The organism is Streptomyces sp. NBC_01171 (assembly GCF_045039805.1).
Lineage (GTDB): Bacteria > Actinomycetota > Actinomycetes > Streptomycetales > Streptomycetaceae > Streptomyces.
The window spans coordinates 1,873,062-1,895,825 of record NZ_CP108609.1 but is presented as its reverse complement, the minus strand read 5'-3'; the positions used below and the strand labels follow the sequence as shown (position 1 = coordinate 1,895,825).

General features: G+C 71.3%; 16 protein-coding genes. 11 read left to right on the top strand and 5 right to left on the bottom strand.

The window, feature by feature from the left end:
• Positions 1-19: 19 nt before the first annotated feature.
• On the top strand, positions 20-193 hold the full coding sequence (locus tag OG448_RS08590) for a hypothetical protein (protein WP_405552514.1): 174 nt from the start codon (positions 20-22) through the stop codon (positions 191-193).
• A gap of 109 nt (positions 194-302) precedes the next feature.
• Here the strand turns inward: OG448_RS08590 and OG448_RS08585 are convergent, their stop codons facing one another.
• Together OG448_RS08585 and OG448_RS08580 are read right to left on the bottom strand one after the other, a co-directional pair.
• Positions 303-992 carry an HAD family hydrolase gene (locus OG448_RS08585; protein ID WP_405552512.1) on the bottom strand — a complete coding sequence of 230 codons (690 nt, stop codon included), beginning with the start codon at positions 990-992 and terminating at the stop codon, positions 303-305.
• Between the two features lie 386 nt (positions 993-1,378).
• A complete protein-coding gene (locus tag OG448_RS08580; protein WP_405552511.1) occupies positions 1,379-2,443 on the bottom strand; it encodes a CAP domain-containing protein in 1,065 nt (354 codons plus the stop codon).
• A 179-nt stretch (positions 2,444-2,622) separates the two neighbouring features.
• On the opposite strand from OG448_RS08580, the gene OG448_RS08575 reads away from it, so the two are divergent.
• From OG448_RS08575 to OG448_RS08560, 4 genes are all read left to right on the top strand, one after another.
• A complete protein-coding gene (locus tag OG448_RS08575) occupies positions 2,623-2,904 on the top strand; it encodes an acylphosphatase (protein WP_405552509.1) in 282 nt (93 codons plus the stop codon).
• Between the two features lie 381 nt (positions 2,905-3,285).
• Complete coding sequence (locus OG448_RS08570; protein WP_030808525.1) at positions 3,286-3,489, top strand: hypothetical protein; 204 nt, start codon at positions 3,286-3,288, stop codon at positions 3,487-3,489.
• 221 nt (positions 3,490-3,710) lie between these two features.
• Positions 3,711-7,322, top strand: a complete 3,612-nt coding sequence (gene smc / locus OG448_RS08565; protein WP_405552507.1) for a chromosome segregation protein SMC — start codon at positions 3,711-3,713, stop codon at positions 7,320-7,322.
• 226 nt (positions 7,323-7,548) lie between these two features.
• Positions 7,549-8,967 carry a sugar porter family MFS transporter gene (locus OG448_RS08560; RefSeq protein WP_405552505.1) on the top strand — a complete coding sequence of 473 codons (1,419 nt, stop codon included), beginning with the start codon at positions 7,549-7,551 and terminating at the stop codon, positions 8,965-8,967.
• A 623-nt stretch (positions 8,968-9,590) separates the two neighbouring features.
• Here OG448_RS08560 and OG448_RS08555 read toward each other — a convergent pair.
• Positions 9,591-11,042 (bottom strand): cytosine permease, encoded by a 1,452-nt coding sequence (locus tag OG448_RS08555; RefSeq protein ID WP_405552503.1) that lies wholly within the window; start codon positions 11,040-11,042, stop codon positions 9,591-9,593.
• Positions 11,043-11,222: 180 nt separating this feature from the next.
• On the opposite strand from OG448_RS08555, the gene ftsY reads away from it, so the two are divergent.
• Complete coding sequence (gene ftsY / locus OG448_RS08550) at positions 11,223-12,428, top strand: signal recognition particle-docking protein FtsY (RefSeq protein ID WP_405552501.1); 1,206 nt, start codon at positions 11,223-11,225, stop codon at positions 12,426-12,428.
• Positions 12,429-12,518: 90 nt separating this feature from the next.
• On the opposite strand, the gene OG448_RS08545 is transcribed toward ftsY, so the two are convergent.
• The gene (locus tag OG448_RS08545; protein WP_405552500.1) at positions 12,519-13,181 is read right to left on the bottom strand and encodes a bifunctional DNA primase/polymerase; all 663 of its coding nucleotides are present in this window, start codon (positions 13,179-13,181) and stop codon (positions 12,519-12,521) included.
• A gap of 458 nt (positions 13,182-13,639) precedes the next feature.
• Between OG448_RS08545 and OG448_RS08540 the strand changes: the two genes are divergently transcribed.
• The 5 genes from OG448_RS08540 (at position 13,640) to ffh (ending at position 21,414) form a co-directional block, all read left to right on the top strand.
• A complete protein-coding gene (locus OG448_RS08540; RefSeq protein WP_405552498.1) occupies positions 13,640-15,118 on the top strand; it encodes a hypothetical protein in 1,479 nt (492 codons plus the stop codon).
• 358 nt (positions 15,119-15,476) lie between these two features.
• Positions 15,477-16,817, top strand: a complete 1,341-nt coding sequence (locus OG448_RS08535) for an ammonium transporter (RefSeq protein ID WP_405552497.1) — start codon at positions 15,477-15,479, stop codon at positions 16,815-16,817.
• Positions 16,814-17,152, top strand: coding sequence for a P-II family nitrogen regulator (locus OG448_RS08530; RefSeq protein WP_031181810.1), 339 nt, complete (start codon positions 16,814-16,816; stop codon positions 17,150-17,152). Before OG448_RS08535 ends, OG448_RS08530 begins: the two co-directional genes overlap by 4 nt.
• Before the next feature lie 25 nt (positions 17,153-17,177).
• The gene (locus OG448_RS08525) at positions 17,178-19,640 is read left to right on the top strand and encodes a [protein-PII] uridylyltransferase (RefSeq protein WP_405552495.1); all 2,463 of its coding nucleotides are present in this window, start codon (positions 17,178-17,180) and stop codon (positions 19,638-19,640) included.
• A gap of 223 nt (positions 19,641-19,863) precedes the next feature.
• Positions 19,864-21,414, top strand: coding sequence for a signal recognition particle protein (gene ffh, locus OG448_RS08520; protein WP_405552493.1), 1,551 nt, complete (start codon positions 19,864-19,866; stop codon positions 21,412-21,414).
• A 73-nt stretch (positions 21,415-21,487) separates the two neighbouring features.
• Here the strand turns inward: ffh and OG448_RS08515 are convergent, their stop codons facing one another.
• Complete coding sequence (locus tag OG448_RS08515; protein WP_405552491.1) at positions 21,488-22,330, bottom strand: methyltransferase domain-containing protein; 843 nt, start codon at positions 22,328-22,330, stop codon at positions 21,488-21,490.
• Positions 22,331-22,764 lie beyond the last annotated feature (434 nt).

The window sequence follows — 22,764 nt, the reverse complement described above, 5'->3', positions numbered from 1 at the left end:
ACTCCGCGGAGGTGCTGAGATGAGTGCCGGAGAACGGGCCAAGGCGAAGGCCGAACAGGTGGTCGGAAAGACTGTGCGGCAGGCGGCCCACGCCATGCACAAAGGAACCCTCGAAGCAAAAGGCGCCGCTCTCGAAGCCCGGGGCATGATGCGCGGCGCGAAAGAACGGTCCAGAGGGTCCCTCAAGCACTGACAGGTCGCTGCTGCAGGACAGGTGGAAGGCTCGAAGGGCGGCTCAACCACGTAGCTGGAGTCGCAGACCATGCGGACCCACTGGGCGGCGCCGCCCCGGTCGGGCCACGTCACAGAAGCTGGAGCACCTCGGCCAGCGCGCCGGGACGCTGGTCAACAGGCAAAGGATCGACTAGGTGGATCCGGCACCCCAGCGCCGCAGCGCCGGAGTCCGCGACAGGCTCATCTCCCACCATGAGTGCATCGCCGGGCGCCACTCCGAGCTTGTCGCACGCCATCTGGAAGATCCGGGGATCGGGCTTCTTCACCCCGCACTCGAAGGAGAGGAAGTAGGCGCCCACGAGGTCATCGACACCGTGGTCGCGGAAGACACGGCGCATGTCCCAGCCGATGTTGCTGACGACAGCGACCGGGATGCCTCGCCCGCGCAGGGCGCGGAGGGTTTCCTCGGTGTCGGGATAAGGCAGCCATGCCCCGGATACTTGGGAACGTTCATACAGGGCCTCGGCCAGGTCGGCCGCAGGCAGCTTCGCTTCCCGGGAAAGGGCTGTGAAGGCAGCCCGGTGTCGTTCGGCGGTCAGATCGCGCTCCCGCCACAGTGCCTCCAGATGGGGCGGCACCTTGCGCGGAGGAATCCCTCCGGGCTGAGCCCCGAACTCTTCCAGCCGGCTGACGCACGCGTCGAGTTCACCCTCGGGCACGTCCAGACCGGCCTTCGTCGCGACCGCGCTCAGCCACTGCGCGGCCGATTCGATCCGGAAGAGGGTGCCGGAGAAGTCGAACATCACACCCTTGATCATGCAGCCGATCCTGGCGGTGCCGACGAGCCGGCCGCAAGCCCAAGACGATCAAGATCTGCAACCGGGGGGAAGCTGGGACATCGAGGCCGCGCGTGGCTGAGCGCCTGGCCGGCGCTTCGAGCCTCGGGTGTCGAGTCGGGCCGGACAACGGGATGCACGCGCTGCGGCACTTCTACGCCTCGGTGCTCCTGGACGCGGGCGAGAGCATCAAGGCTCTGAGTGAGTACCTGGGCCACCACGACCCCGGTTTCACGCTGCGGACGTCCACGCATCTCATGCCGTCGAGCGGTAGCCGGACTGGGGCCGCCGTGGACCGCATGTTCGCTGAAGCGGAACTAGAGGATGACGGCCCAAGACGGTGCGTAGCGCTCTGACCTGCGGCTTTCTCAGTAGCCGAAGTCCTGGGTCCACCAAGGGCCGCCCTGGGCCATGTGGACGCCTACGCCGAGGGTTTTGAAGTCGCAGTTGAGGATGTTGGCGCGGTGGCCGGGGCTGTTCATCCAGGCTTCCATCACGGCTGCCGCGTCGGACTGGCCGCGGGCTATGTTCTCGCCGCCGAGGCCCGTTATGCCGGCCTTCGCGGCGCGGTCCCAGGGGGTGGCGCCGTCGGGGTCGGTGTGGTCGAAGAAGCCGCGGGCGGCCATGTCGCCGCTGAACGCCTCGGCGAGTCCGGTGAGCGCCGAGCTGGCCGCGACCGGGGTGCAACCGACCTTCGCGCGCTCCACGTTGACCAGTCGCAGCACCTCCGCCTCGGCGGCCGCCTGCGCGGACACGGTGACCGGCGCCGAGGTCTTCGGGCCCTTCGGGCCCTTCGGTCCCTTCGGGGCCTTCTGTGCGGGGGCCGGGGCCTTGGTGTGCGACTCGTTCGGCTTCGGGTCGGGCTTGGGGTCGGCGGCAGGCTTCGAGGGGGCCGGCTTCGGGGCCGGGGCCTGCGAGGTGGGGCCCGACGCCGGGGCGGACGGGGCCGGGGACGCCGGGGTCGTGCTCTGCCGGCCGCCCGTGGAGGGGGAGCCGGGGGTGCTCGGGGTGTCCGCGCTGCCGGAGGCGCCGCCCTGCTCGCTGGCCGCGTTGCCGGGGGCGCCCACCGCCTGCACCGTCTCGCCGGGGCCGCTGCTGGTGCCGCCGCCGAGCCGGTAGTTCTGGAGACCGGGCACCGCGCCGGTGGCCACGGCCGCCGTGCCGAGGGCGACGGCGGCGGAGACGCCCAGCAGGCCCGTACGCACCGGGGTGGCGGCCTTCTTGGCGCGCCGGTGGCCACGCTGCTTCGTGCCGACCGTCGCGGCGAAGTCGGCCTCCAGGGCCCGGCGCTCGTCGTCGGTGGCGTACAGATAGTCCGTGCTGCGGGCGGTGGTCGCCGCGTACGCCTGCGGCCGCTGGTACGACGCGGTGCCCCTGGGTTCGTACGACTCCGGCCCCGTGGTCCCGGTGCCGGATCGTCGATGGCGTCCCATGCCCTGCCCCATTCCTCGTTCTCGCGGTCGGCCGACGCCGGGTCGCGGCGTATTCCCCCCGGCCGATCCAACTCACTCGTTCGAGTGAGTTTCAGATGAGAGTCATTGGACCGGGACGGTACCGCATGCCACTGGGGCAGGGTGTGCCTCGCGGGACATCAGGCGGTTAGGTTGCAGCCATGAGTGAGGAAGTGCGGCTGGTGGCCTGGGTGCGCGGACAGGTCCAGGGAGTGGGTTTCCGCTGGTTCACGCGTGCCAGGGCGCTGGAGATCGGCGGGCTGAGTGGTTTTGCTCTCAATCTGGCCGACGGACGGGTCCAAGTGGTCGCAGAGGGGCCCCGCGACGACTGCGAGGGGCTGCTCGACTGGCTCCAGGGTGCCGACACGCCCGGACGGGTCGATGGTGTCACCGAGATCTGGGACACACCCCGCGGCGGATACGACGGCTTCGCCATCCGCTGACCCGGCACCCCCGAGACCCCTCCGGACCCCCTCCACAGGAGGGCCGCGCGGGGGTCCCCGGAGCGGAAAGAGGCTGGTGGTTGCCAAGAACGGCTCCACATGGCAGGCTCCCGAGGTACAGCTGATCGTCACGCCCCGAGGGCCCCGTACAAGCAGCAGCGCCGCCGTCCACCGGCCGAGCGCCGCGGGTTCGCCCCCCAATACGGGGTGTGATCGTGTTGACCGTCAAACTTTTTGGTGAGACGCTGAAAGCCCCGCGCATCTTGGCTGTTTGGCATGACGAACGGCAGTGCAACACCAGCGTGTGCCAGGCATGCCGGGTGCGAATCCCTCACGACCCAACCGCTTCGGTCGGTCACTCAGTGTGGAGGACCATCCATCATGGCAAAGGCGCTTCTCGGTTACGTCGGCGGCTCCGACCCGCGACTCCTCGCCGAGATGCGACGGCTCCAGCAGCGCGTACAGGATCTGGAATCCGAGCTGACTCGGATCCAGTCGGAAAACGACGCGCTGACGGCTGCCGCTTCTCAGGACAGGATCATGGAGAGCATCGACGCACACCAGGCGGAGCCTGCGCTCACCTGATCGCTGCATCGCTCCACGACAGCAGTCGCTTCAAGCAGACCCGGACGGCGAGGCCCGCCTGTCCGAGTCCATAGGGACGCTTCGGCGTCCCTCAGTTCTTTCCCCCGCGCATCCTTTCAGGCTCTTCAACAAATGGTGTGCCCTTCGTGCACTTGGGCGAAACCGTGGGGTTGCGAGTGTTCATGGAGTGAGATACCGCCTGCCCGGTAAAGTCCGGATGCGTGCATCTCAAGGCCCTGACCCTCCGCGGCTTCAAGTCGTTCGCCTCCGCGACCACGCTCCGCTTCGAGCCGGGCATCACGTGCGTCGTCGGCCCGAACGGCTCGGGCAAGTCCAACGTCGTGGACGCGCTGAGCTGGGTCATGGGCGAGCAGGGCGCCAAGTCGCTGCGCGGCGGCAAGATGGAGGACGTCATCTTCGCCGGCACCACCGGCCGTCCGCCGCTGGGCCGCGCCGAGGTGTCCCTCACCATCGACAACTCCGACCGCGCGCTGCCCATCGAGTACGCCGAGGTCACCATCACGCGGACCATGTTCCGCAACGGCGGCAGCGAGTACCAGATCAACGGCGACACCTGCCGTCTGCTGGACATCCAGGAACTCCTCTCCGACTCCGGCATCGGCCGCGAGATGCACGTCATCGTCGGCCAGGGCCAGCTCGACTCCGTGCTGCACGCCGACCCCATGGGCCGCCGTGCCTTCATCGAGGAGGCCGCGGGCGTCCTCAAGCACCGCAAGCGCAAGGAGAAGGCGCTGCGGAAGCTGGACGCGATGAAGGCCAACCTCGCGCGCGTGCAGGACCTCACCGACGAACTCCGCCGCCAGCTCAAGCCCCTCGGCCGCCAGGCCGCCGTCGCCCGCCGCGCCGCCGTCATCCAGGCCGACCTGCGCGACGCCCGCCTCCGCCTCCTCGCCGACGACCTCGTACGGCTCCGCCAGGCGCTCGGCGCCGAGATCGCCGACGAGGCGGCGCTGAAGGAACGCAAGGACACGGCCGAACGCGAACTGCGCCAGGCCCTCCAGCGTGAGGCGCACCTGGAGGACGAGGTACGCCGGCTCGCGCCCCGCCTCCAGCGCGCCCAGCAGACGTTCTACGAGCTGTCCCAACTGGCCGAGCGGGTACGCGGGACCGTCTCGCTCGCCGAGGCCCGCGTCCGCAGCGCCACCTCCGCGCCGCCCGAGGAACGGCGCGGCCGCGACCCCGAGGACCTGGAGCGCGAGGCCGCGCGCGTCCGCGAGCAGGAGGCCGAGCTGGAAGCCGCCCTGGAGGCGGCCCGGCACGCCCTCGACGACACCGTGGCCCACCGCGCCGAACTCGAACGCGCGCTCACCGCCGAGGAACGGCGCCTGAAGGATGCCGCGCGGGCCATCGCCGACCGCCGCGAGGGCCTCGCCCGGCTGTCCGGCAAGGTCGGCGCCGCCCGCTCCCGCGCCGCCTCCGCCCAGGCCGAGATCGACCGCCTCGCCGCCAGCAGCGACGAGGCCCAGGAACGCGCGGTCCACGCCCAGGAGGAGTACGAGACCCTCAAGGCCGAGGTCGACGGGCTGGACGCCGACGACGCCGACCTCGCGGAACGGCACGAGGCGGCCAGGCTCCGGCTCGCCGAGGCGGAGGCCGCGCTCGGTGCCGCCCGCGACGCGGTCACCGGCGCCGAACGCGAACGGGCCGCGCTGCGCGCCCGGCACGACGCCCTCGCCCTGGGTCTGCGCCGCAAGGACGGCACCGGCGCCCTCCTGGACGCCCGCGACCGGCTCACCGGCATCCTCGGCCCCGCCGCCGAACTCCTCACCGTCACCCCCGGCCACGAGACGGCCCTCGCCGCAGCCCTCGCCACCTTCGCCGACGCCCTCGCCGTCACCACCCCCACCGCAGCGGCCGAAGCCATCCGCCATCTCCACAAGGAGGAGGCGGGCCGGGCTTCGCTGCTGGTCGCGGGGGGTCCGGAGGAGGGCGGCCTGATCGTGGGGGAGCGCGGGTCACTCGACTCCACCACGGGCGCGTCGGGACGTACTCCCGCCCCGGCTCCCGGCGGGCACCCCTTTGCCGCTGACCTCGTGCGAGCCCCCGTCGAGCTGATGACCGCCGTGCGGCGGCTGCTGCGGGGGGTCGTGGTGGTGGGGACCTTGGAGGAGGCGGAGGCGGTCGTGTACGCGCGGCCCGAGCTGGTCGCGGTGACCGCCGAGGGGGATCTGCTCGGCGCCCACTTCGCGCAGGGCGGTTCGGCCGGGGCGCCCAGTCTGCTGGAGGTGCGGGCGTCCGTGGACGAGGCGGCCGGCGCGCTGGCGGAACTGGCCGTGCGCTGCGAGGAACTGGAGCGGGCCCGGCAGACGGCCGCCGGGGAGCGGACCGCGAGCGCGGCGCTCGTGGAGGAGCTGGGGGAGCGGCGGCGGGCCGCCGACCGGGAGAAGTCGGCCGTGGCCCAGCAGCTCGGCCGGCTCGCCGGGCAGGCGCGCGGGGCCGCGGGGGAGGCCGAGCGGTCCGCGGCGGCCGCCGCGCGGGCGCAGGAGGCGCTGGAGCGGGCCGTGGCCGAGGCGGAGGAGCTGGCCGAGCGGCTGGCCGTCGCCGAGGAGATGCCGGCCGAGGAGGAGCCCGACACCTCCGTACGGGACCGGCTCTCCGCCGACGGGGCCAACGCGCGGCAGACCGAGATGGAGGCGCGCCTCCAGGTCCGTACGCACGAGGAGCGGGTCAAGGGGCTCGCCGGGCGGGCCGACTCGCTGGACCGGGCCGCCCAGGCTGAGCGCGAGGCACGCGCGCGTGCGGAGCGGCGGCGGGCCCGGCTGCGCCACGAGGCGGCGGTCGCCGGGGCGGTCGCGGACGGCGCCCGGCAACTGCTGGCCCACATCGAGGTGTCCCTCGCCCGCTCCCAGCACGAGCGTGACGCCGCCGACGCGGCGAAGGCCGTACGCGAACGGGAGTTGGCCGACGCGCGTGGCGCGGGACGAGAACTCAAGTCCGAACTCGACAAGTTGACGGACTCGGTGCACCGGGGCGAGGTGCTCGGCGCGGAGAAGCGGCTTCGGATCGAGCAGTTGGAGGCCAGGGCGCTGGACGAACTCGGCGTGGAGCCGGAGGGGCTCGTCGCGGAGTACGGCCCCCTCCAGCCGGTGCCGCCCTCGCTGCCGGCGGAGGGCGAGGAACTGCCGGAGGACCCCGAGCACCCCCGTAACCAGCCCCGCCCCTTCCACCGCGCCGAGCAGGAGAAGCGGCTGAAGACGGCCGAGCGGGCCTACCAGCAGCTCGGCAAGGTGAATCCGCTGGCGCTGGAGGAGTTTGCGGCGCTGGAAGAGCGGCACAAGTTCCTCAGTGAGCAACTGGAGGACCTGAAGAAGACGCGGACGGATCTGCTGAGGGTGGTGAAGGAGGTCGATGAACGGGTCGAGCAGGTCTTCACCGAGGCGTTCCGGGACACCGCCCGCGAGTTCGAGGGCGTCTTCTCCCGGCTCTTCCCCGGCGGGGAGGGGCGGCTGGTGCTGACCGACCCGGACGACATGCTGGCCACGGGCGTGGACGTGGAGGCGCGGCCGCCGGGGAAGAAGGTGAAGCGGCTGAGCCTGCTGTCCGGCGGGGAGCGGTCGCTGACGGCCGTCGCCATGCTGGTGGCGATCTTCAAGGCCCGCCCCAGCCCGTTCTACGTCATGGACGAGGTCGAGGCGGCCCTGGACGACACCAATCTCCAGCGGCTGATTGGGATCATGCGGGAGCTGCAGGAGAGCTCGCAGCTCGTGGTGATCACGCACCAGAAGCGCACCATGGAGGTGGCCGACGCGTTGTACGGCGTCTCGATGCAGGGTGACGGTGTGTCGAAGGTCATCTCGCAGCGGCTGCGCTAGCCGGTCTTCCAAGATCAAATACGTGTGCGTTTACTTCTTGAACAACTTGGGCGCATGCGTATCTCTTAAGTCACAGCCATCCAGGTATTGACTTCGAAACTTGAAGGCATAGTCTCTGCAACGTTGCTTTTACCTTCAGGTGTAAGTGGCGCCAAGGTGTGCGCCACTGGAACCTGGAAGGGCTCGCCCCCACCCGGCAGCGTTGCCGTGGCCCGAGGAGTTACACGTGACCAGCACAGCGCAGGCACCCCAGCCAGGAGCCGGGACGGCTCACCCCGAACATCTCGGGCACGTCATCTTCATCGCGGCCGCCGCCGCGATGGGTGGTTTCCTGTTCGGCTACGACAGCTCCGTGATCAACGGCGCCGTCGAGGCCATCCGTGACCGTTACGACGTGGGCTCCGCCGTCCTCGCCCAGGTCATCGCCATCGCGCTGATCGGCTGCGCCATCGGTGCCGCCACCGCCGGCCGCATAGCCGACCGGATCGGCCGTATCCGCTGCATGCAGATCGCCGCCGTGCTGTTCACCATCAGCGCCGTCGGTTCCGCATTGCCCTTCGCGCTGTGGGACCTCGCCTTCTGGCGCGTCATCGGCGGTTTCGCCATCGGTATGGCCTCGGTCATCGGCCCGGCCTACATCGCCGAGGTGTCCCCGCCCGCGTACCGCGGCCGGCTCGGCTCCTTCCAGCAGGCCGCGATCGTCATCGGCATCGCCGTCTCCCAGCTCGTCAACTGGGGCCTGCTCAACGCCGCCGGCGGCGACCAGCGCGGCAAGCTGATGGGCCTCGAGGTCTGGCAGGTCATGCTGGGCGTCATGGTCGTCCCGGCCGTCCTCTACGGCCTGCTCTCCTTCGCCATCCCCGAGTCCCCGCGCTTCCTGCTCTCCGTCGGCAAGCGTGAGCGCGCCCGCGAGATCCTGGCCGAGGTCGAGGGCAAGGGTGTCGACCTCGACGCCCGCGTGAACGAGATCGAGCACGCCATGAAGAGCGAGCACAAGTCCTCGTTCAAGGACCTGCTCGGTGGCAGCTTCTTCTTCAAGCCGATCGTCTGGGTCGGTATCGGCCTCTCGGTCTTCCAGCAGTTCGTCGGCATCAACGTCGCGTTCTACTACTCCTCGACGCTGTGGCAGTCGGTCGGTGTCGACCCGTCGGACTCGTTCCTCTACTCCTTCACGACGTCGATCATCAACATCGTCGGCACCGTGATCGCCATGATCTTCGTGGACCGGGTCGGCCGTAAGCCGCTGGCCCTCATCGGCTCGGTCGGCATGGTCGTCGGTCTCGCGCTGGAAGCCTGGGCGTTCTCCTACAACCTCGTCGACGGCAAGCTGCCCGCGACGCAGGGCTGGGTCGCGCTCATCGCCGCGCACGTCTTCGTCCTCTTCTTCGCCCTCTCCTGGGGCGTGGTGGTCTGGGTCTTCCTCGGCGAGATGTTCCCGAACCGGATTCGCGCCGCCGCGCTCGGTGTCGCCGCGTCCGCGCAGTGGATCGCCAACTGGGCCATCACCGCGAGCTTCCCGTCGCTGGCCGACTGGAACCTCTCCGGCACGTACGTGATCTACACGGTCTTCGCCGCCCTCTCCATCCCGTTCGTCCTGAAGTTCGTCAAGGAGACGAAGGGCAAGACCCTGGAAGAAATGGGCTGACCGCCCCCTCAGTACCCGAGGAGAAGGGCCAAGTCCCCGCTGCCCCTCTCCTCGCACCTCCACCGCCCCCACCCCGGCCACTGCCGGGGGTGGGGGCGGTGTTGTTTTCGGCCGGGGGGGGGGGCTGGCGGGCGATTGGATGGCCCCGCTCGGCAGGGCGGGGGTGTGCTTGCCCGTGGTTTCGCGTCGGGGCTTGGCCCAACCGTCCCCTGTGCTGAATGGGCCGGGGCTTGCCGCTCGCCCCGGGCGCGTCCCGGTTCGTTTTCTGCACCCCGGCGGGTCAGGGTTTTTGCCCGCGCCGTGCCCAAGCCCCATCGGCGCCCCCGCACTCGGTCGACGTATGGGGGGCAGTGCTCGGTTGAGCCGGGCGCGAGCCGACGCGTCGGGCTGAGTTGTGCCCACGGCTCCCGTCGCGAACACGGCCGGCGCGGTCGACGGAGCTTCCACGTCCCCATACCCGGAGCCAGCCCGAGAGGCATCCAGCCGGACGGGCAGCCGCGTCAGGCACGAGTCCGTACGGCCGGGAGTCACCCCAAGCCCGCGTACTCGGCCCCCGGCCCCTCCTCCGCCCCGCATGCCGAAGGCCCCCTCCGCCGAGGGGGCCTTCGGGGTTGTCGCTGGGGTCAGACCGTCGCCGGGATCTGCTCCTCGGCCGGAGCCGTGGCGGGCGTCGGCGAAGGGACTCGGGGCTTCGGGAGGGCCAGGTACAGCGCGGCGGAGATGACGATCGCCGCGATCCAGCCCAAGCCGTACTCGCCGATGGGGTTGTTCCTGGCGAGGGGGCCGGTGAACCAGTCGGAGGTGGTGAAGAGGAGGCCGGAGACGAGGCCGATCGCCCAGGCGGCCACGGCTGCGGGGGAGAAGCCGGCGCGGTACCAGTAGGCGCTGGTGGGGGTGGTGTCGGCCAGGGCGCGGGCGTCGTACTCCTTGCGGCGGAGCATGTCCGCGCCGAAGACGCCGGTCCAGGCGGAGAAGGCGACCGCGAGCATGGACAGGAAGGCGATGAAGGAGCCCATGAAGCTGGACGCCACCAGCATCAGCACCCCGCCCAGCGCCAGCGAGATCACCGCGTTGACGGAGACCGCCCAGTGGCGCGGAATCCGGAAGCCGAGCGTCTGCGCGGTGAAGCCGGCCGAGTACATCGACATCGAGTTGATCAGCAGCATGCCGACCACCGCGATCAGCAGATACGGCACGGCGATCCACAGCGGCAGGATCGTGCCGAGGAAGGACACCGGGTCGGCGGCCGAGGCCAGATCCGGCGTACCCACCGCCATCACCGCACCCATCAGCACCAGCGGCAGCACGACGATGCCCGCCCCGCCGACGGTCTGCCCGACGATCGCCCGCGAGGAGGCCGTACGCGGCAGATAGCGGGTGAAGTCCGGCGCGGACGGAATCCAGCTCACCCCGCCCGCGGCGATCATGCCGACCGCGGTGATCAGCGCCGCCGTCGACCCCGCGCCGCCGTGCATGACGCGCGACCAGTCGGTGTGCACGGCCAGATACGCCAGCACCAGCACCGAGAAGACGCCGAAGAGATACGTCGCGTACTTGCTGCACTTCTGCACCGCGTTGATCCCCAGCCCGGAGATCACGAACGTGGCGATCACGAAGAGCAGCAGCGTGACCATGTCCAGCACGCCGTTGGCCTTGATGCCGAGCGCGAGGTCCAGGATGGTGAGCAGCGCGTACGCGCCGGTCACCGCGTTGATCGTCTCCCAGCCCCAGCGCGCGACCCAGATCAGCGAACCGGGCAGCAGATTGCCGCGCTGGCCGAAGACCGCCCGGGACAGCGCCATGCCCGGCGCGGCACCCCGCTTGCCGGCGATACCGATCAGCCCGACCAGGCCGTAGGAGACGACGGGCGCGACGGCCGCGACGACCAGGGCCTGCCAGAAGTTCAGGTGGTACGCCACGACCAGGCTCGCGCCCATCGTGAGCAGCAGGACGCTGATGTTGGCCCCCACCCAGGTGGGGAAGAGCCCGCGGGTGCGCGCGGTGCGTTCGTGATCGGGGACCGGCTCGATGCCACGGGTTTCCAGCGCGCCCTCGCGCGCGGCCGTCTTGCTCATGAAGGGGGAGTGTCCTAGCGGTGGGGGACGAGGACGACAGGCTCGACGCGCGGAGCGGAGCCGAAAGTCATCGTAGTTTAATCGGACTCCACCACCCCTGTGGCATTTGTCTCCCGGAGGAAATGCCAGGAGCGTGGAAGCCCTTTCGTCGGATACCCCATGGCCGATACTGGTCGGGTTATGGAAACCATCATCCTTGCTGTAGTCATCGCCGTGGTCGTGCTCGGCGCGCTCGGCGGGCTCCTCATCACCAGCAGGCTCAAGAAGCCGCTGCCCCCGCCCCCGCCGTCGAAGCCCGACCTGACCGCGCCCCCGGCCGAACCGCACGTCGGTGACGAGGCCGAGACCCCGCGCGACGAACAACGCCGGACCATCGAGGAGGTGGACCTGCCGGGCGGCGGCGCCCCCACCACCGTCGAGGAGCCCCCCGCCGCCGAGAAGGCTCCCGAGATCGAGATCCCGGAGCCCAGCGCCGGACGTCTGATCCGGCTGCGCGCCCGCCTCTCCCGCTCCCAGAACGCCCTCGGCAAGGGCCTGCTCACGCTGCTGTCGCGCGAGCACCTGGACGAGGACACCTGGGAGGAGATCGAGGACACCCTCCTCACCGCCGACGTCGGCGTCCAGCCCACCCAGAAACTGGTCGAGCGGCTGCGTGAGCGCGTCAAGGTGCTCGGCACCCGCACCCCCGAGGAACTGCGCGGCCTGCTCCGCGAAGAGCTGCTCAAGCTCGTCGGCACCGACATGGACCGCGAGGTCAAGACCGAGCCGGAGAGCCGCAAGCCCGGCATCGTGATGGTCGTCGGCGTCAACGGCACCGGCAAGACCACCACCACCGGCAAGCTCGCCCGGGTCCTGGTCGCCGACGGCCGCACCGTCGTCCTCGGCGCCGCCGACACCTTCCGCGCCGCCGCCGCCGACCAGCTCCAGACCTGGGGCGAGCGTGTCGGCGCCTACACCGTGCGCGGCCCGGAGGCCGGAGACCCCGCCTCCGTCGCCTTCGACGCGGTGAAGGAGGGCAAGGACATGGGCGTCGACGTGGTGCTCATCGACACCGCCGGCCGTCTGCACACCAAGACCGGCCTCATGGACGAGCTGGGCAAGGTCAAGCGCGTCGTGGAGAAGCACGCCCCGCTGGACGAGGTGCTGCTCGTCCTCGACGCCACCACCGGCCAGAACGGCCTGGTGCAGGCCCGCGTCTTCTCCGAGGTCGTGGACATCACCGGCATCGTGCTCACCAAGCTCGACGGCACCGCCAAGGGCGGCATCGTCATCGCCGTGCAGAACGAGCTGGGCGTCCCGGTCAAGCTCATCGGCCTCGGCGAGGGGCCCGACGACCTGGCGCCGTTCGACCCGGAGGCGTTCGTCGACGCGCTCCTCGGTGACTGACCCCCGTCACCCCGCCCGCGACCACGCCGAAGCGCCCGCCCCCGCCAGAACCGGGGGACGGGCGCTTCGCCGTGATGGGAGTCTGCCGCGCTACGCCGGGGCCGCGGAGCGGTGCGCCACATAGGCCAGCGTGCCCAGCAGCAGCCGGGCCGCCGGAGGGCGCGTCGCCCCGTCCAGCACCGGCGGCCGGAGCCAGCGCACCGGGCCGAGGCCGCCCCGGTCGGAGGGTGGGGCGGTGATGTACGTACCCGGGCCGAGGCCGCGCAGGTCCAGTGCGGCGGGGGCGTCCCAGCCCATGCGGTACAGCAGGTGGGGCAGCTCGGCGGCGGTGCCGGGAGCGACCAGGAAGTGCGCGCGGCCCTCCGGGGTCGCGGTGACCGGACCGAGGGGCAGCCCCATCCGCTCCAGCCGCACCAGCGCCCGGCGCCCCGCGGCCTCCGCCACCTCGATCACGTCGAACGCCCGGCCCACCGGCAGCATCACCGAGGCGCCCGGCACCTCGGCCCACGCCCGGCTCGCCTCGTCCAGCGTGGCCCCAGCCGGCACCTGCGGCGCGAAGTCCAGCGGATGCGCGCCCGGCTCCGGGCAGTCGGCGCGCCCGCAGGAGCAGGCGCCGCCGGAGGCACGCGCCCCCGGCACCACGTCCCAGCCCCACAGGCCGGTGAACTCGGCGGCCGTGGTGCATTCCGGCGTGCGGCCGCGCCGACGCGTGCCGGAGCGGATCTCCCGGATGCCGCCGATCGTGAAGCCCATGCCCCCTCCAACGGGTCCAGCGCGCCGGTGGTTACGAAACGGAGCGAGAGGGATGCGGAACGTGACTCTTCGACTCCCGCTTTCCCCGCCCCTCCCGGGACAAGGCGGCGCATCGCGGCACGAACGGTGGTGAACGGGGCTTCGCGCGCCCCCATGCGCTTCCTTCCGCCCACCGTCGGTCGTCCGGTGTCAAGTGAAGCGCGCGGCGGTCATCCGGAGTTCATTCGAAGGGGTGGCGAATGGTGGCGTTTCAAGGATCGCCGTGGCTGGAAGGGTGATCGTGGGATTACTGTGAGTGTGCGAGTCCCAGGGGCACATGCACTCATGGGTATGCCGGAGGCAAGTCGTCAGCTCGTTCGAAGGGTGAGAACCACCGGACGGGCGGCCCGGTCCACCGGCATTCTGATAGGGCTTGGCGCATCCGGCGACAGGTGGATTCAGGGGATGGGGGCGTTCCAGTGGGCGGCAACGGCGGTGGCGGTACGAACGCTGACAAGCGCCCCAACGACCTGCTCGGCTCGTGGTTCGTGCGCAGCGGCTGGTCCAAGGGGGAGCTGGCCCGCCAGGTGAACCGCCGGGCCCGGCAGCTCGGCGCCAACCACATCTCCACCGACACCTCGCGGGTCCGCCGCTGGCTGGACGGGGAGAACCCGCGCGAACCCATCCCGCGCATCCTCTCGGAGCTGTTCTCCGAGCGGTTCGGCTGCGTCGTCTCCGTCGAGGACCTCGGCCTTCGGGTCGCCCGCCAGTCCCCCTCCGCGTCCGGCGTCGACCTGCCCTGGACCGGCCCGCAGACCGTCGCCCTGCTGAGCGAGTTCTCCCGCAGCGACCTGATGCTCGCCCGGCGCGGCTTCCTCGGCACCTCCCTCGGCCTCTCGGCGGGCCCGGCGCTCATCGAGCCCATGCAGCGCTGGCTGGTCCCCACCCCCTCCTCGCCGGCGCCGCCCGAGCCCGACCCGTTGCACGAACCCCGCAGGCCCGGCCGGCTCTCCCGCCCCGAACTGGAGCTGCTGGAGTCCACCACCAAGATGTTCCGCCAGTGGGACGCCCAGTGCGGCGGCGGCCTGCGCCGCAAGGCGGTCGTCGGACAGCTCCACGAGGTCACCGACCTCCTCCAGGAACCCCAGCCCGAGACCACCACCCGCAAACTCTTCAAGGTCGCCGCCGAACTCGCCGAACTCGCCGGCTGGATGTCGTACGACGTCGGGCTCCAGCCCACCGCGCAGAAGTACTTCGTGCTCGCCCTGCACGCGGCCAAGGAGGCCGGGGACAAGCCGCTCGGCTCCTACGTGCTCTCCAGCATGAGCCGCCAGATGATCCACCTCGGCCGCCCCGACGACGCCCTCGAACTCATCCACCTCGCCCAGTACGGCAGCCGGGACTGCGCCAGTCCGCGCACCCAGTCCATGCTGTATGCGATGGAGGCCCGCGCCTACGCGAACATGGGCCAGCCCGGCAAGTGCAAGCGCGCGGTCCGCATGGCCGAGGACACCTTCGCCGACGCCGACGACTGGGACGAGCCGGACCCCGACTGGATCCGCTTCTTCTCCGAGGCCGAACTGCACGGCGAGAACTCCCACTCCTTCCGCGACCTCGCCTATGTCGCCGGCCGCAGCCCCACCTACGCCTCGCTCGCCCAGCCGCTGATGGAGCGCGCCGTCGACCTGTTCGCCAAGGACGGTGAACACCAGCGGTCCTACGCGCTCAACCTGATCGGCATGGCCACCGTGCACCTCCTCCAGCGTGACCCCGAGCGGGGCAGCGACTACGCGTCCCAAGCCATGGAGACCGCCCGCAAGGTCCGCTCGGAGCGGGTCAACACGCGCATCCGCAAGACGGTCGGCGCGGCCGTGCGGGACTTCGGAGACCTCTCCGCCGTCGTCGACCTCACCGAACAGCTCGCCGTCGACCTCCCGGAGAGCGCCGACGCGGGCTGACCGGCCCGCACGACCCCATGCCCCGGCCGCGGCCGGTCCTCCCGAACTGCCCGACTCGGCTCCCCCATGCCAGGTCATCGAGAGGCCGGACGCGGCCGGTTCACGTATGCCCCCACCCGCCTGTCGATACGGCGGCCCCGGCGCCGGTTGCGCCACGATAACGACCGGTGTGCCCGGCAGCGGGCAGTTCATGGAGGCGTAACACGCCAGGTGCCTTCGTCACCCCCGCGAAACAGCCGGGGGCCCCGGTCGAAACCGCGCTGCGTCAGTCTCTGGCGCATAACCGGCCCACCCCTCACTTGACCGGACCGCTCAGGCACCGCCCGCACGGGGCCGTACAACCGATGAGGAGACGCCGATGGCAGCAGCCATCACGCTTGCGGCGGAGGCACCCAAACTGTCCTCCGCGAACACAGGCTTCATGCTGATCTGTTCCGCCCTGGTGCTGCTGATGACGCCGGGCTTGGCCTTCTTCTACGGAGGCATGGTCCGCGTCAAGAGCACCCTCAACATGCTGATGATGAGCTTCGTCAGCATCGGCATCGTCACCATCCTCTGGGTGCTCTACGGCTTCTCCCTGGCCTTCGGCTCGGGGTCGGCCTTCGTCGGATGGAACGCCGACTGGCTCGGACTGAGCGACATCGGGCTGACGGAACTCTGGCCGGGCTACACCATCCCGGTGTTCGTCTTCATGGTCTTCCAGATGATGTTCGCCATCATCACCCCCGCCCTGATCAGCGGAGCCCTCGCCGACCGGGTCAAGTTCTCGGCCTGGGCCCTGTTCGTCGCCCTGTGGGCCACGGTCGTCTACATCCCGGTCGCCCACTGGGTGTGGGCCTCCGACGGCTGGGCCTACAAGCTCGGCGTGATCGACTTCGCGGGCGGCACCGCCGTCCACATCAACGCCGGTGCCGCCGCCCTCGGCGTCATCCTGGTCATCGGCAAGCGCGTCGGCTTCAAGAAGGACCCGATGCGCCCGCACAGTCTGCCGCTGGTGATGCTCGGCGCCGGACTGCTGTGGTTCGGCTGGTTCGGCTTCAACGCCGGCTCCTGGCTGGGCAACGACGACGGCGTGGGCGCTCTGATGTTCGTCAACACCCAGGTCGCCACCGCCGCCGCCATGCTGGCCTGGCTCGCCTACGAGAAGATCCGCCATGGCGCCTGCACCACCCTCGGTGCCGCCTCCGGTGCCGTCGCCGGACTCGTCGCCATCACCCCGTCCGGCGGCGCCGTCTCCCCGCTCGGCGCGATCGCCGTCGGCGTCATCGCCGGAGTCGCCTGCGCCGCCGCCGTCGGCCTGAAGTTCAGGTTCGGCTACGACGACTCCCTCGACGTCGTCGGCGTCCACATGGTCGGCGGCATCGTCGGCTCCCTGCTCATCGGCTTCTTCGCCACCGGCAAGGGCCAGTCCGACGCGGCCGGCGTCTTCTACGGCGACCACTCCTTCGACCAGCTCTGGAAGCAGTGCGCCGGCGTCTTCGCCGTCCTCGCCTACTCCCTGCTGGCCTCCGCCGTCCTCGCCTTCCTCCTCGACAAGACCATCGGCATGCGGGTCCCCGAGGACGAGGAGGTCTCCGGCATCGACCAGTCCCAGCACGCCGAGACCGCGTACGACTTCAGCGGCACCGGCGGCGGAGTCGTCGGCAGCACCGCTGCCCAGGCGCTGGCCGCCACGAAGAACAAGAAGGTGGACGCATGAGGCTCATCACGGCGGTCGTCAAGCCGCACCGGCTCGACGAGATCAAGGAAGCCCTCCAGGCGTTCGGTGTCCACGGACTCACCGTCACCGAGGCCAGCGGCTACGGCCGCCAGCGCGGGCACACCGAGGTCTACCGGGGCGCCGAGTACACCGTCGACCTCGTCCCCAAGATCCGCATCGAGGTGCTGGCGGAGGACGAGGACGCCGAGCAGTTGATCGACGTCATCGTCAAGGCCGCCCGTACGGGCAAGATCGGGGACGGCAAGGTCTGGTCCCTGCCGGTAGAGACCGCCGTCCGCGTCCGCACCGGCGAGCGCGGCCCGGACGCGCTCTGACACGAGGAAAGACAGGAGTCGCTGGGTGACGCGCACGGACGACCGCAAAGAAACCGACGACACGGGACCCAGCGGCTACGCGGCGGCCCGGCTGCACCTCCTCACCGAGGGGGCGCGGTCCGGGCCGCCGCGCCGTACCGCCCTCGCCGAACTCACCGACGACTGGCTGACCGGCCTCTTCGCCGCCGCCGCCCCCGCCGCCAAGGGCGTCTCCCTGGTCGCCGTCGGTGGCTACGGCCGCGGCGAGCTCTCGCCCCGCAGCGATCTCGACCTGCTGCTCCTGCACGACGGCAGCGACCCCGCCGCCGTCGCCGCCCTCGCCGACCGGCTCTGGTACCCCGTCTGGGACCTCGGCATCAGCCTCGACCACTCCGTACGCACCCCCGCCGAGGCACGGAAGACCGCCGGCGAGGACCTCAAGGTCCAGCTCGGTCTGCTCGACGCCCGCCATCTCGCCGGCGACCTCGGCCTCACCGCCGGACTGCGCACCGCAATCCTCGCCGACTGGCGCAACCAGGCCCCCAAACGCCTCCCCGAACTCCAGGAACTCTGCGCCGAACGCGCCGAACGCCACGGCGAACTCCGCTTCCTCCTCGAACCCGACCTCAAGGAAGCCCGCGGCGGACTCCGCGACGCCACCGCCCTGCGGGCCGTCGCCGCCTCCTGGCTCGCCGACGCACCCCGTGAGGGCCTCGCCGACGCCCGCCGCCGCCTCCTCGACGCCCGCGACGCCCTCCACCTCGTCACCGGCCGCGCCACCGACCGCCTCGCCCTCCAGGAACAGGACCAGGTCGCCGCCGAACTCGGCCTCCTCGACGCCGACACCCTGCTCCGCCAGGTCTACGAAGCCGCCCGCGTCATCTCCTACGCCGGTGACGTCACCTGGCGCGAGGTCAACCGCGTCCTGCGCGCCCGCCCCGTACGCCCCCGGCTGCGCGCCATGTTGGGCGGCGGCAAGCCCGTCGCCGAACGCTCACCGCTCGCCGAAGGTGTCGTCGAGCAGGACGGCGAGGTCGTCCTCGCCCGCACCGCCCGCCCCGAACGCGACCCCGTACTGCCCCTGCGCGCCGCGGCCGCCGCCGCCCAGGCCGCCCTCCCGCTCTCCCCGCACGCCGTACGGCGCATGGCCGCCACCGCGCGCCCGCTGCCCACCCCCTGGCCCGCCGAGGCGCGCGAGCAGCTCATCACCCTGCTCGGCTCCGGACGCCCCACCGTCGACGTATGGGAAGCCCTGGAGGCCGAGGGCCTGATCAGCCGGCTGCTCCCGGACTGGGAGCGCGTCCGCTGCCGCCCCCAGCGCAATGCCGTCCACCTCTGGACCGTCGACCGGCACCTCATCGAGACCGCCGTCCGCGCCTCCGCCCTCACCCGCCGCGTCAGCCGCCCCGACCTGCTCCTCGTCGCCGCCCTGCTGCACGACATCGGCAAGGGCTGGCCCGGCGACCACTCCGTGGCCGGCGAGATCATCGCCAAGGACGTGGCCGCCCGGCTCGGTTTCGACCGCGCGGACGTCGCCGTCCTCTCCACCCTCGTCCGGCACCACCTGCTGCTCGTCGAAACCGCCACCCGCCGCGACCTCGACGACCCCGCCACCGTCCGCGCCGTCGCCGACGCCGTGGGCAGCGAGAGCACCCTGGAACTCCTGCACGCCCTCACCGAGGCCGACGCCCTCGCCACCGGCCCCGCCGCCTGGTCCACCTGGCGCGGCTCCCTCGTCACCGACCTCGTCCGCCGCGTCTGCGCCGTAATCGCCGGCGAGCACCCAGACACCGAACCCGAGCCCGCCGCACCCACCGCCGAACAGGAACGCCTCGCCATCGAGGCCCACCGCACCGGCGGACCCGTCCTCGCCCTGCGCGCCCAGTCCGAACCGGCCCCACCTGAGGACTCCCCGGAGGCGAGCGAACCGCTCGGCGTCGAACTGGTCATCGCCGTACCCGACCAGCCCGGCGTGCTGCCCGCCCTCGCCGGGGTCCTCGCCCTGCACCGGCTCACCGTCCGCACCGGGGGGCTGCGCACGCTGCGGCTGCCCGATGCCGTCGAAGCTTCCGACGACGGCACCGTCCTGCTGCTCGACTGGCGGGTCGCCGCCGAGTACGGCTCGCTCCCGCAGGCCACCCGGCTCCGCGCCGACCTCGTCCGCGCCCTCGACGGCTCCCTGGACATCAGCAGCCGCCTCGCCGAGCGCGACGCCGCCTACCCCCGCCGCCGCGGCCGCGCCGCCCCGCCCCCGCGCGTCACCGTCGCCCCCGCCGCCTCCCGCCACGCCACGGTCATCGAGGTCCGGGCCCAGGACGCACCCGGCCTCCTCTTCCGCATCGGCACGGCCCTGGAGAAGGCGGCGGTCGGGGTGCGGAGCATGCACGTCAGCACGCTGGGCGCCAACGCGGTCGACGCCTTCTACGTCACGACGGGCACGGGTGCGCCGTTGCCGGGGGAAGACGCGGCTTCGGTGGCGCGGATGCTGGAGGAGACATTGCGGGAGTGACTTTTTGAGCGTGTCCTGCGTTCACTGGAGGTGCTCCCCGCTGGCGCGGGGGTGATCCGGGTCTGCTGACAGAGGCCGACGTGGATGCGACATGGTCCCTGCCGGTGCGGGGGTTCGTCCCCGCCTGCCTGCTGTGCCTGGTAGGCGGGGACGATTTCCTTGCAAGGCCGGATACCCTGGAGGGCAGCCCAAAACGACTCCGACCCCGAGGACCGACGCCGCCGTGTTCGATACTCTCTCCGACCGTCTCAGCGCGACGTTCAAAAATCTCCGCGGCAAGGGCCGGTTGTCCGAGGAGGACGTCGACGCCACGGCCCGCGAGATCCGCATCGCCCTCCTCGAAGCGGACGTGGCTCTCCCTGTCGTCCGGTCGTTCATCAAGAACGTCAAGGAAAGGTCCCTCGGGGCCGAGGTCTCCCGGGCCCTGAACCCGGCCCAACAGGTCCTCAAGATCGTCAACGACGAGCTGGTGACGATCCTCGGCGGCGAGACCCGCCGGCTCCGTTTCGCCAAGCAGCCGCCCACCGTGATCATGCTGGCGGGTCTCCAGGGTGCCGGTAAGACCACGCTCGCGGGCAAGCTCGGCCGCTGGCTGAAGGAGCAGGGCCACTCCCCGCTGCTCGTCGCCTGCGACCTCCAGCGCCCCAACGCCGTCAACCAGCTCAGCGTCGTCGCCGAGCGCGCCGGTGTCGCGGTGTACGCCCCCGAGCCGGGCAACGGCGTCGGTGACCCGGTCAAGGTCGCCAAGGACTCCATCGAGTTCGCCAAGGCCAAGGTCCACGACATCGTGATCGTGGACACCGCCGGCCGCCTGGGCATCGACCAGGAGATGATGCAGCAGGCCGCGGACATCCGTGACGCGGTCTCCCCGGACGAGATCCTCTTCGTCGTCGACGCCATGATCGGCCAGGACGCGGTCAACACCGCCGAGGCGTTCCGCGACGGCGTCGGCTTCGACGGCGTGGTGCTCTCCAAGCTCGACGGTGACGCCCGCGGTGGTGCCGCCCTGTCGATCCGGCAGATCACCGGCAAGCCGATCATGTTCGCGTCCAACGGCGAGAAGCTGGACGAGTTCGACGCGTTCCACCCCGACCGGATGGCCTCCCGCATCCTCGACATGGGTGACCTGCTCACCCTGATCGAGCAGGCGGAGAAGACGTTCAGTCAGGAAGAGGCCGAGAAGATGGCCTCGAAGCTGGCGTCGAAGAAGGGCCAGGACTTCACCCTGGACGACTTCCTGTCCCAGATGGAGCAGGTCAGGAAGATGGGCAGCATCAGCAAGCTGCTCGGCATGCTCCCGGGCATGGGCCAGATCAAGGACCAGATCAACAACATCGACGAGCGGGACGTGGACCGCACGGCCGCGATCATCAAGTCGATGACCCCGGCCGAGCGCACCGACCCGAACATCATCAACGGCTCCCGCCGCGCCCGTATCGCCAAGGGTTCCGGTGTCGAGGTCAGCGCGGTGAAGGGCCTGGTGGAGCGGTTCTTCGAGGCGCGCAAGATGATGTCGCGCATGGCCCAGGGCGGCGGCATGCCGGGCATGCCGGGGATGCCGGGCATGGGCGGCGGCCCCGGTCGCACCAAGAAGCAGCCCAAGAAGGCCAAGGGCAAGCAGCGTTCGGGCAACCCGATGAAGCGCAAGCAGCAGGAGCTGGAGGAGGCCCAGCGCCGCGAGGCCGCCGCGCAGGGCGGCAACGCGCTCGGTCTGCCGCAGCAGGGCGGCCAGGACTTCGAACTCCCCGACGAGTTCAAGAAGTTCATGGGCTGACGCCGGTCCCACGTACGTGCCGAGGGCGCCCCTTCTTCGTGAGGGGGCGCCCTTCGCGCATCGGGGCGTGCTCCTAGGGCACGCGGGCGATCAGGTAGCGGAAGACGTTCGGCATCCAGACCGTCCCGTCCGGACGCCGGTAGGGGTGCAGGGACTCGGCCAGCTCCTTGCCGACCTGCTTGCGGTCCGTCGCCGCGACGGCCGCGTCGAACAGTCCGGTCGACACCAGCCCGCGTACCGCGCTGTCGGTGTCGGCGTATCCGAAGGGGCAGGCCACCCGGCCGGAGCCGTCGGGCCGGAGCCCCGCGCGCCGGGCGACCTCCTCCAGGTCGTCCCGGCGGGCCGGGCGCCAGGTGCGGGCGCCGCGCAGCGGTTCGGCCAGCTTGGCGGCGACCCGGAGCACGGTGGAGGTGGCGCACCGCTCGGGCGGGCCCCAGCCGGCCAGCACCACGGCGGCCCCGCGCGCGGCCTGCGGCAGCGCGGCGGCGAGGGTGTCACCGAGATCGTCGGAGTCGTCGAGGGCGCCGACCGTCTCGTAGGCGGTCACGAGGGTGTACGGGGGTGTGTCGTCGTCGGCCGCGTCCGCGGGGGAGTCCGCCTGTACGAGCCGGGCGTCCAGGGGGCCGTCCGGGTCCAGGCGTGCGCGGGCGAGGGCGAGGTGTTCGGGGCGGGAGTCGACGCCGGTGACGGCCGCGCCCTTGGCGGCCGCCAGCAGCAGGGCGAGCCCCGAGCCGCAGGAGAGGCCCAGCAGGCGGGTGCCCGGTCCCACTTCGAGGCGCTCGTGGACGGTCTCGTGGAGCGGTACGAGCATCCGCTCCTGGATCTCCGACCAGTCGCGCGCGCGTTTGCGGGGGTTCACGCGGGGTGGTGCGGAACCCGCGTGGGCCAGGTGCTCCCGCACGAGCGTAGGTGTCATAGGTAGCGCCCCAATCCGCCGGCTGTCCGTCGCTGTGCCCGGTGTGTGGCCCCCGTGTGCCGTGCGTGCGCACTTTCCACGTATGCCAGGTAACTCCCGGCTCGCCGAGTCGTCCAGTGGTCGTGGGGCCAGGCTTGCCGTCGGTTGGCGCGTGTGGCTCGAATTCACGCCCCCGCAACGCCGCCGCGCACCACCGGGTTCGGCGGCGCTCAGGGGCACCCGGTAACGTGCGGGTTCCGGCGGTGGCAGTGGCCCCGCGGACGCCGGTAGCCGTACGTCTGGCTACGCACCGGCTTGTGGTGAGCTGCGAGGCTTCTCCGTGAAACGGCGGACCCGCCCTCGTCAGGACGCATCGGCGGCAACTGACGGGTAGGTGCAAATTATTTGAGATGCCCCGGAATAGGAACACAGCGGCACCCCCGCTCGTTGTCATT

Coding starts and splice junctions, on each gene's coding strand:
- OG448_RS08590 (WP_405552514.1), top strand. CDS start 20: ATGAGTGCCGGAGAACGGGCCAAGGCGAAGGCCGAACAGGTGGTCGGA.
- OG448_RS08585 (WP_405552512.1), bottom strand. CDS start 992: ATGATCAAGGGTGTGATGTTCGACTTCTCCGGCACCCTCTTCCGGATC.
- OG448_RS08580 (WP_405552511.1), bottom strand. CDS start 2,443: ATGGGACGCCATCGACGATCCGGCACCGGGACCACGGGGCCGGAGTCG.
- OG448_RS08575 (WP_405552509.1), top strand. CDS start 2,623: ATGAGTGAGGAAGTGCGGCTGGTGGCCTGGGTGCGCGGACAGGTCCAG.
- OG448_RS08570 (WP_030808525.1), top strand. CDS start 3,286: ATGGCAAAGGCGCTTCTCGGTTACGTCGGCGGCTCCGACCCGCGACTC.
- OG448_RS08555 (WP_405552503.1), bottom strand. CDS start 11,042: ATGAGCAAGACGGCCGCGCGCGAGGGCGCGCTGGAAACCCGTGGCATC.
- ftsY (WP_405552501.1), top strand. CDS start 11,223: ATGGAAACCATCATCCTTGCTGTAGTCATCGCCGTGGTCGTGCTCGGC.
- OG448_RS08545 (WP_405552500.1), bottom strand. CDS start 13,181: ATGGGCTTCACGATCGGCGGCATCCGGGAGATCCGCTCCGGCACGCGT.
- OG448_RS08535 (WP_405552497.1), top strand. CDS start 15,477: ATGGCAGCAGCCATCACGCTTGCGGCGGAGGCACCCAAACTGTCCTCC.
- OG448_RS08530 (WP_031181810.1), top strand. CDS start 16,814: ATGAGGCTCATCACGGCGGTCGTCAAGCCGCACCGGCTCGACGAGATC.
- OG448_RS08515 (WP_405552491.1), bottom strand. CDS start 22,330: ATGACACCTACGCTCGTGCGGGAGCACCTGGCCCACGCGGGTTCCGCA.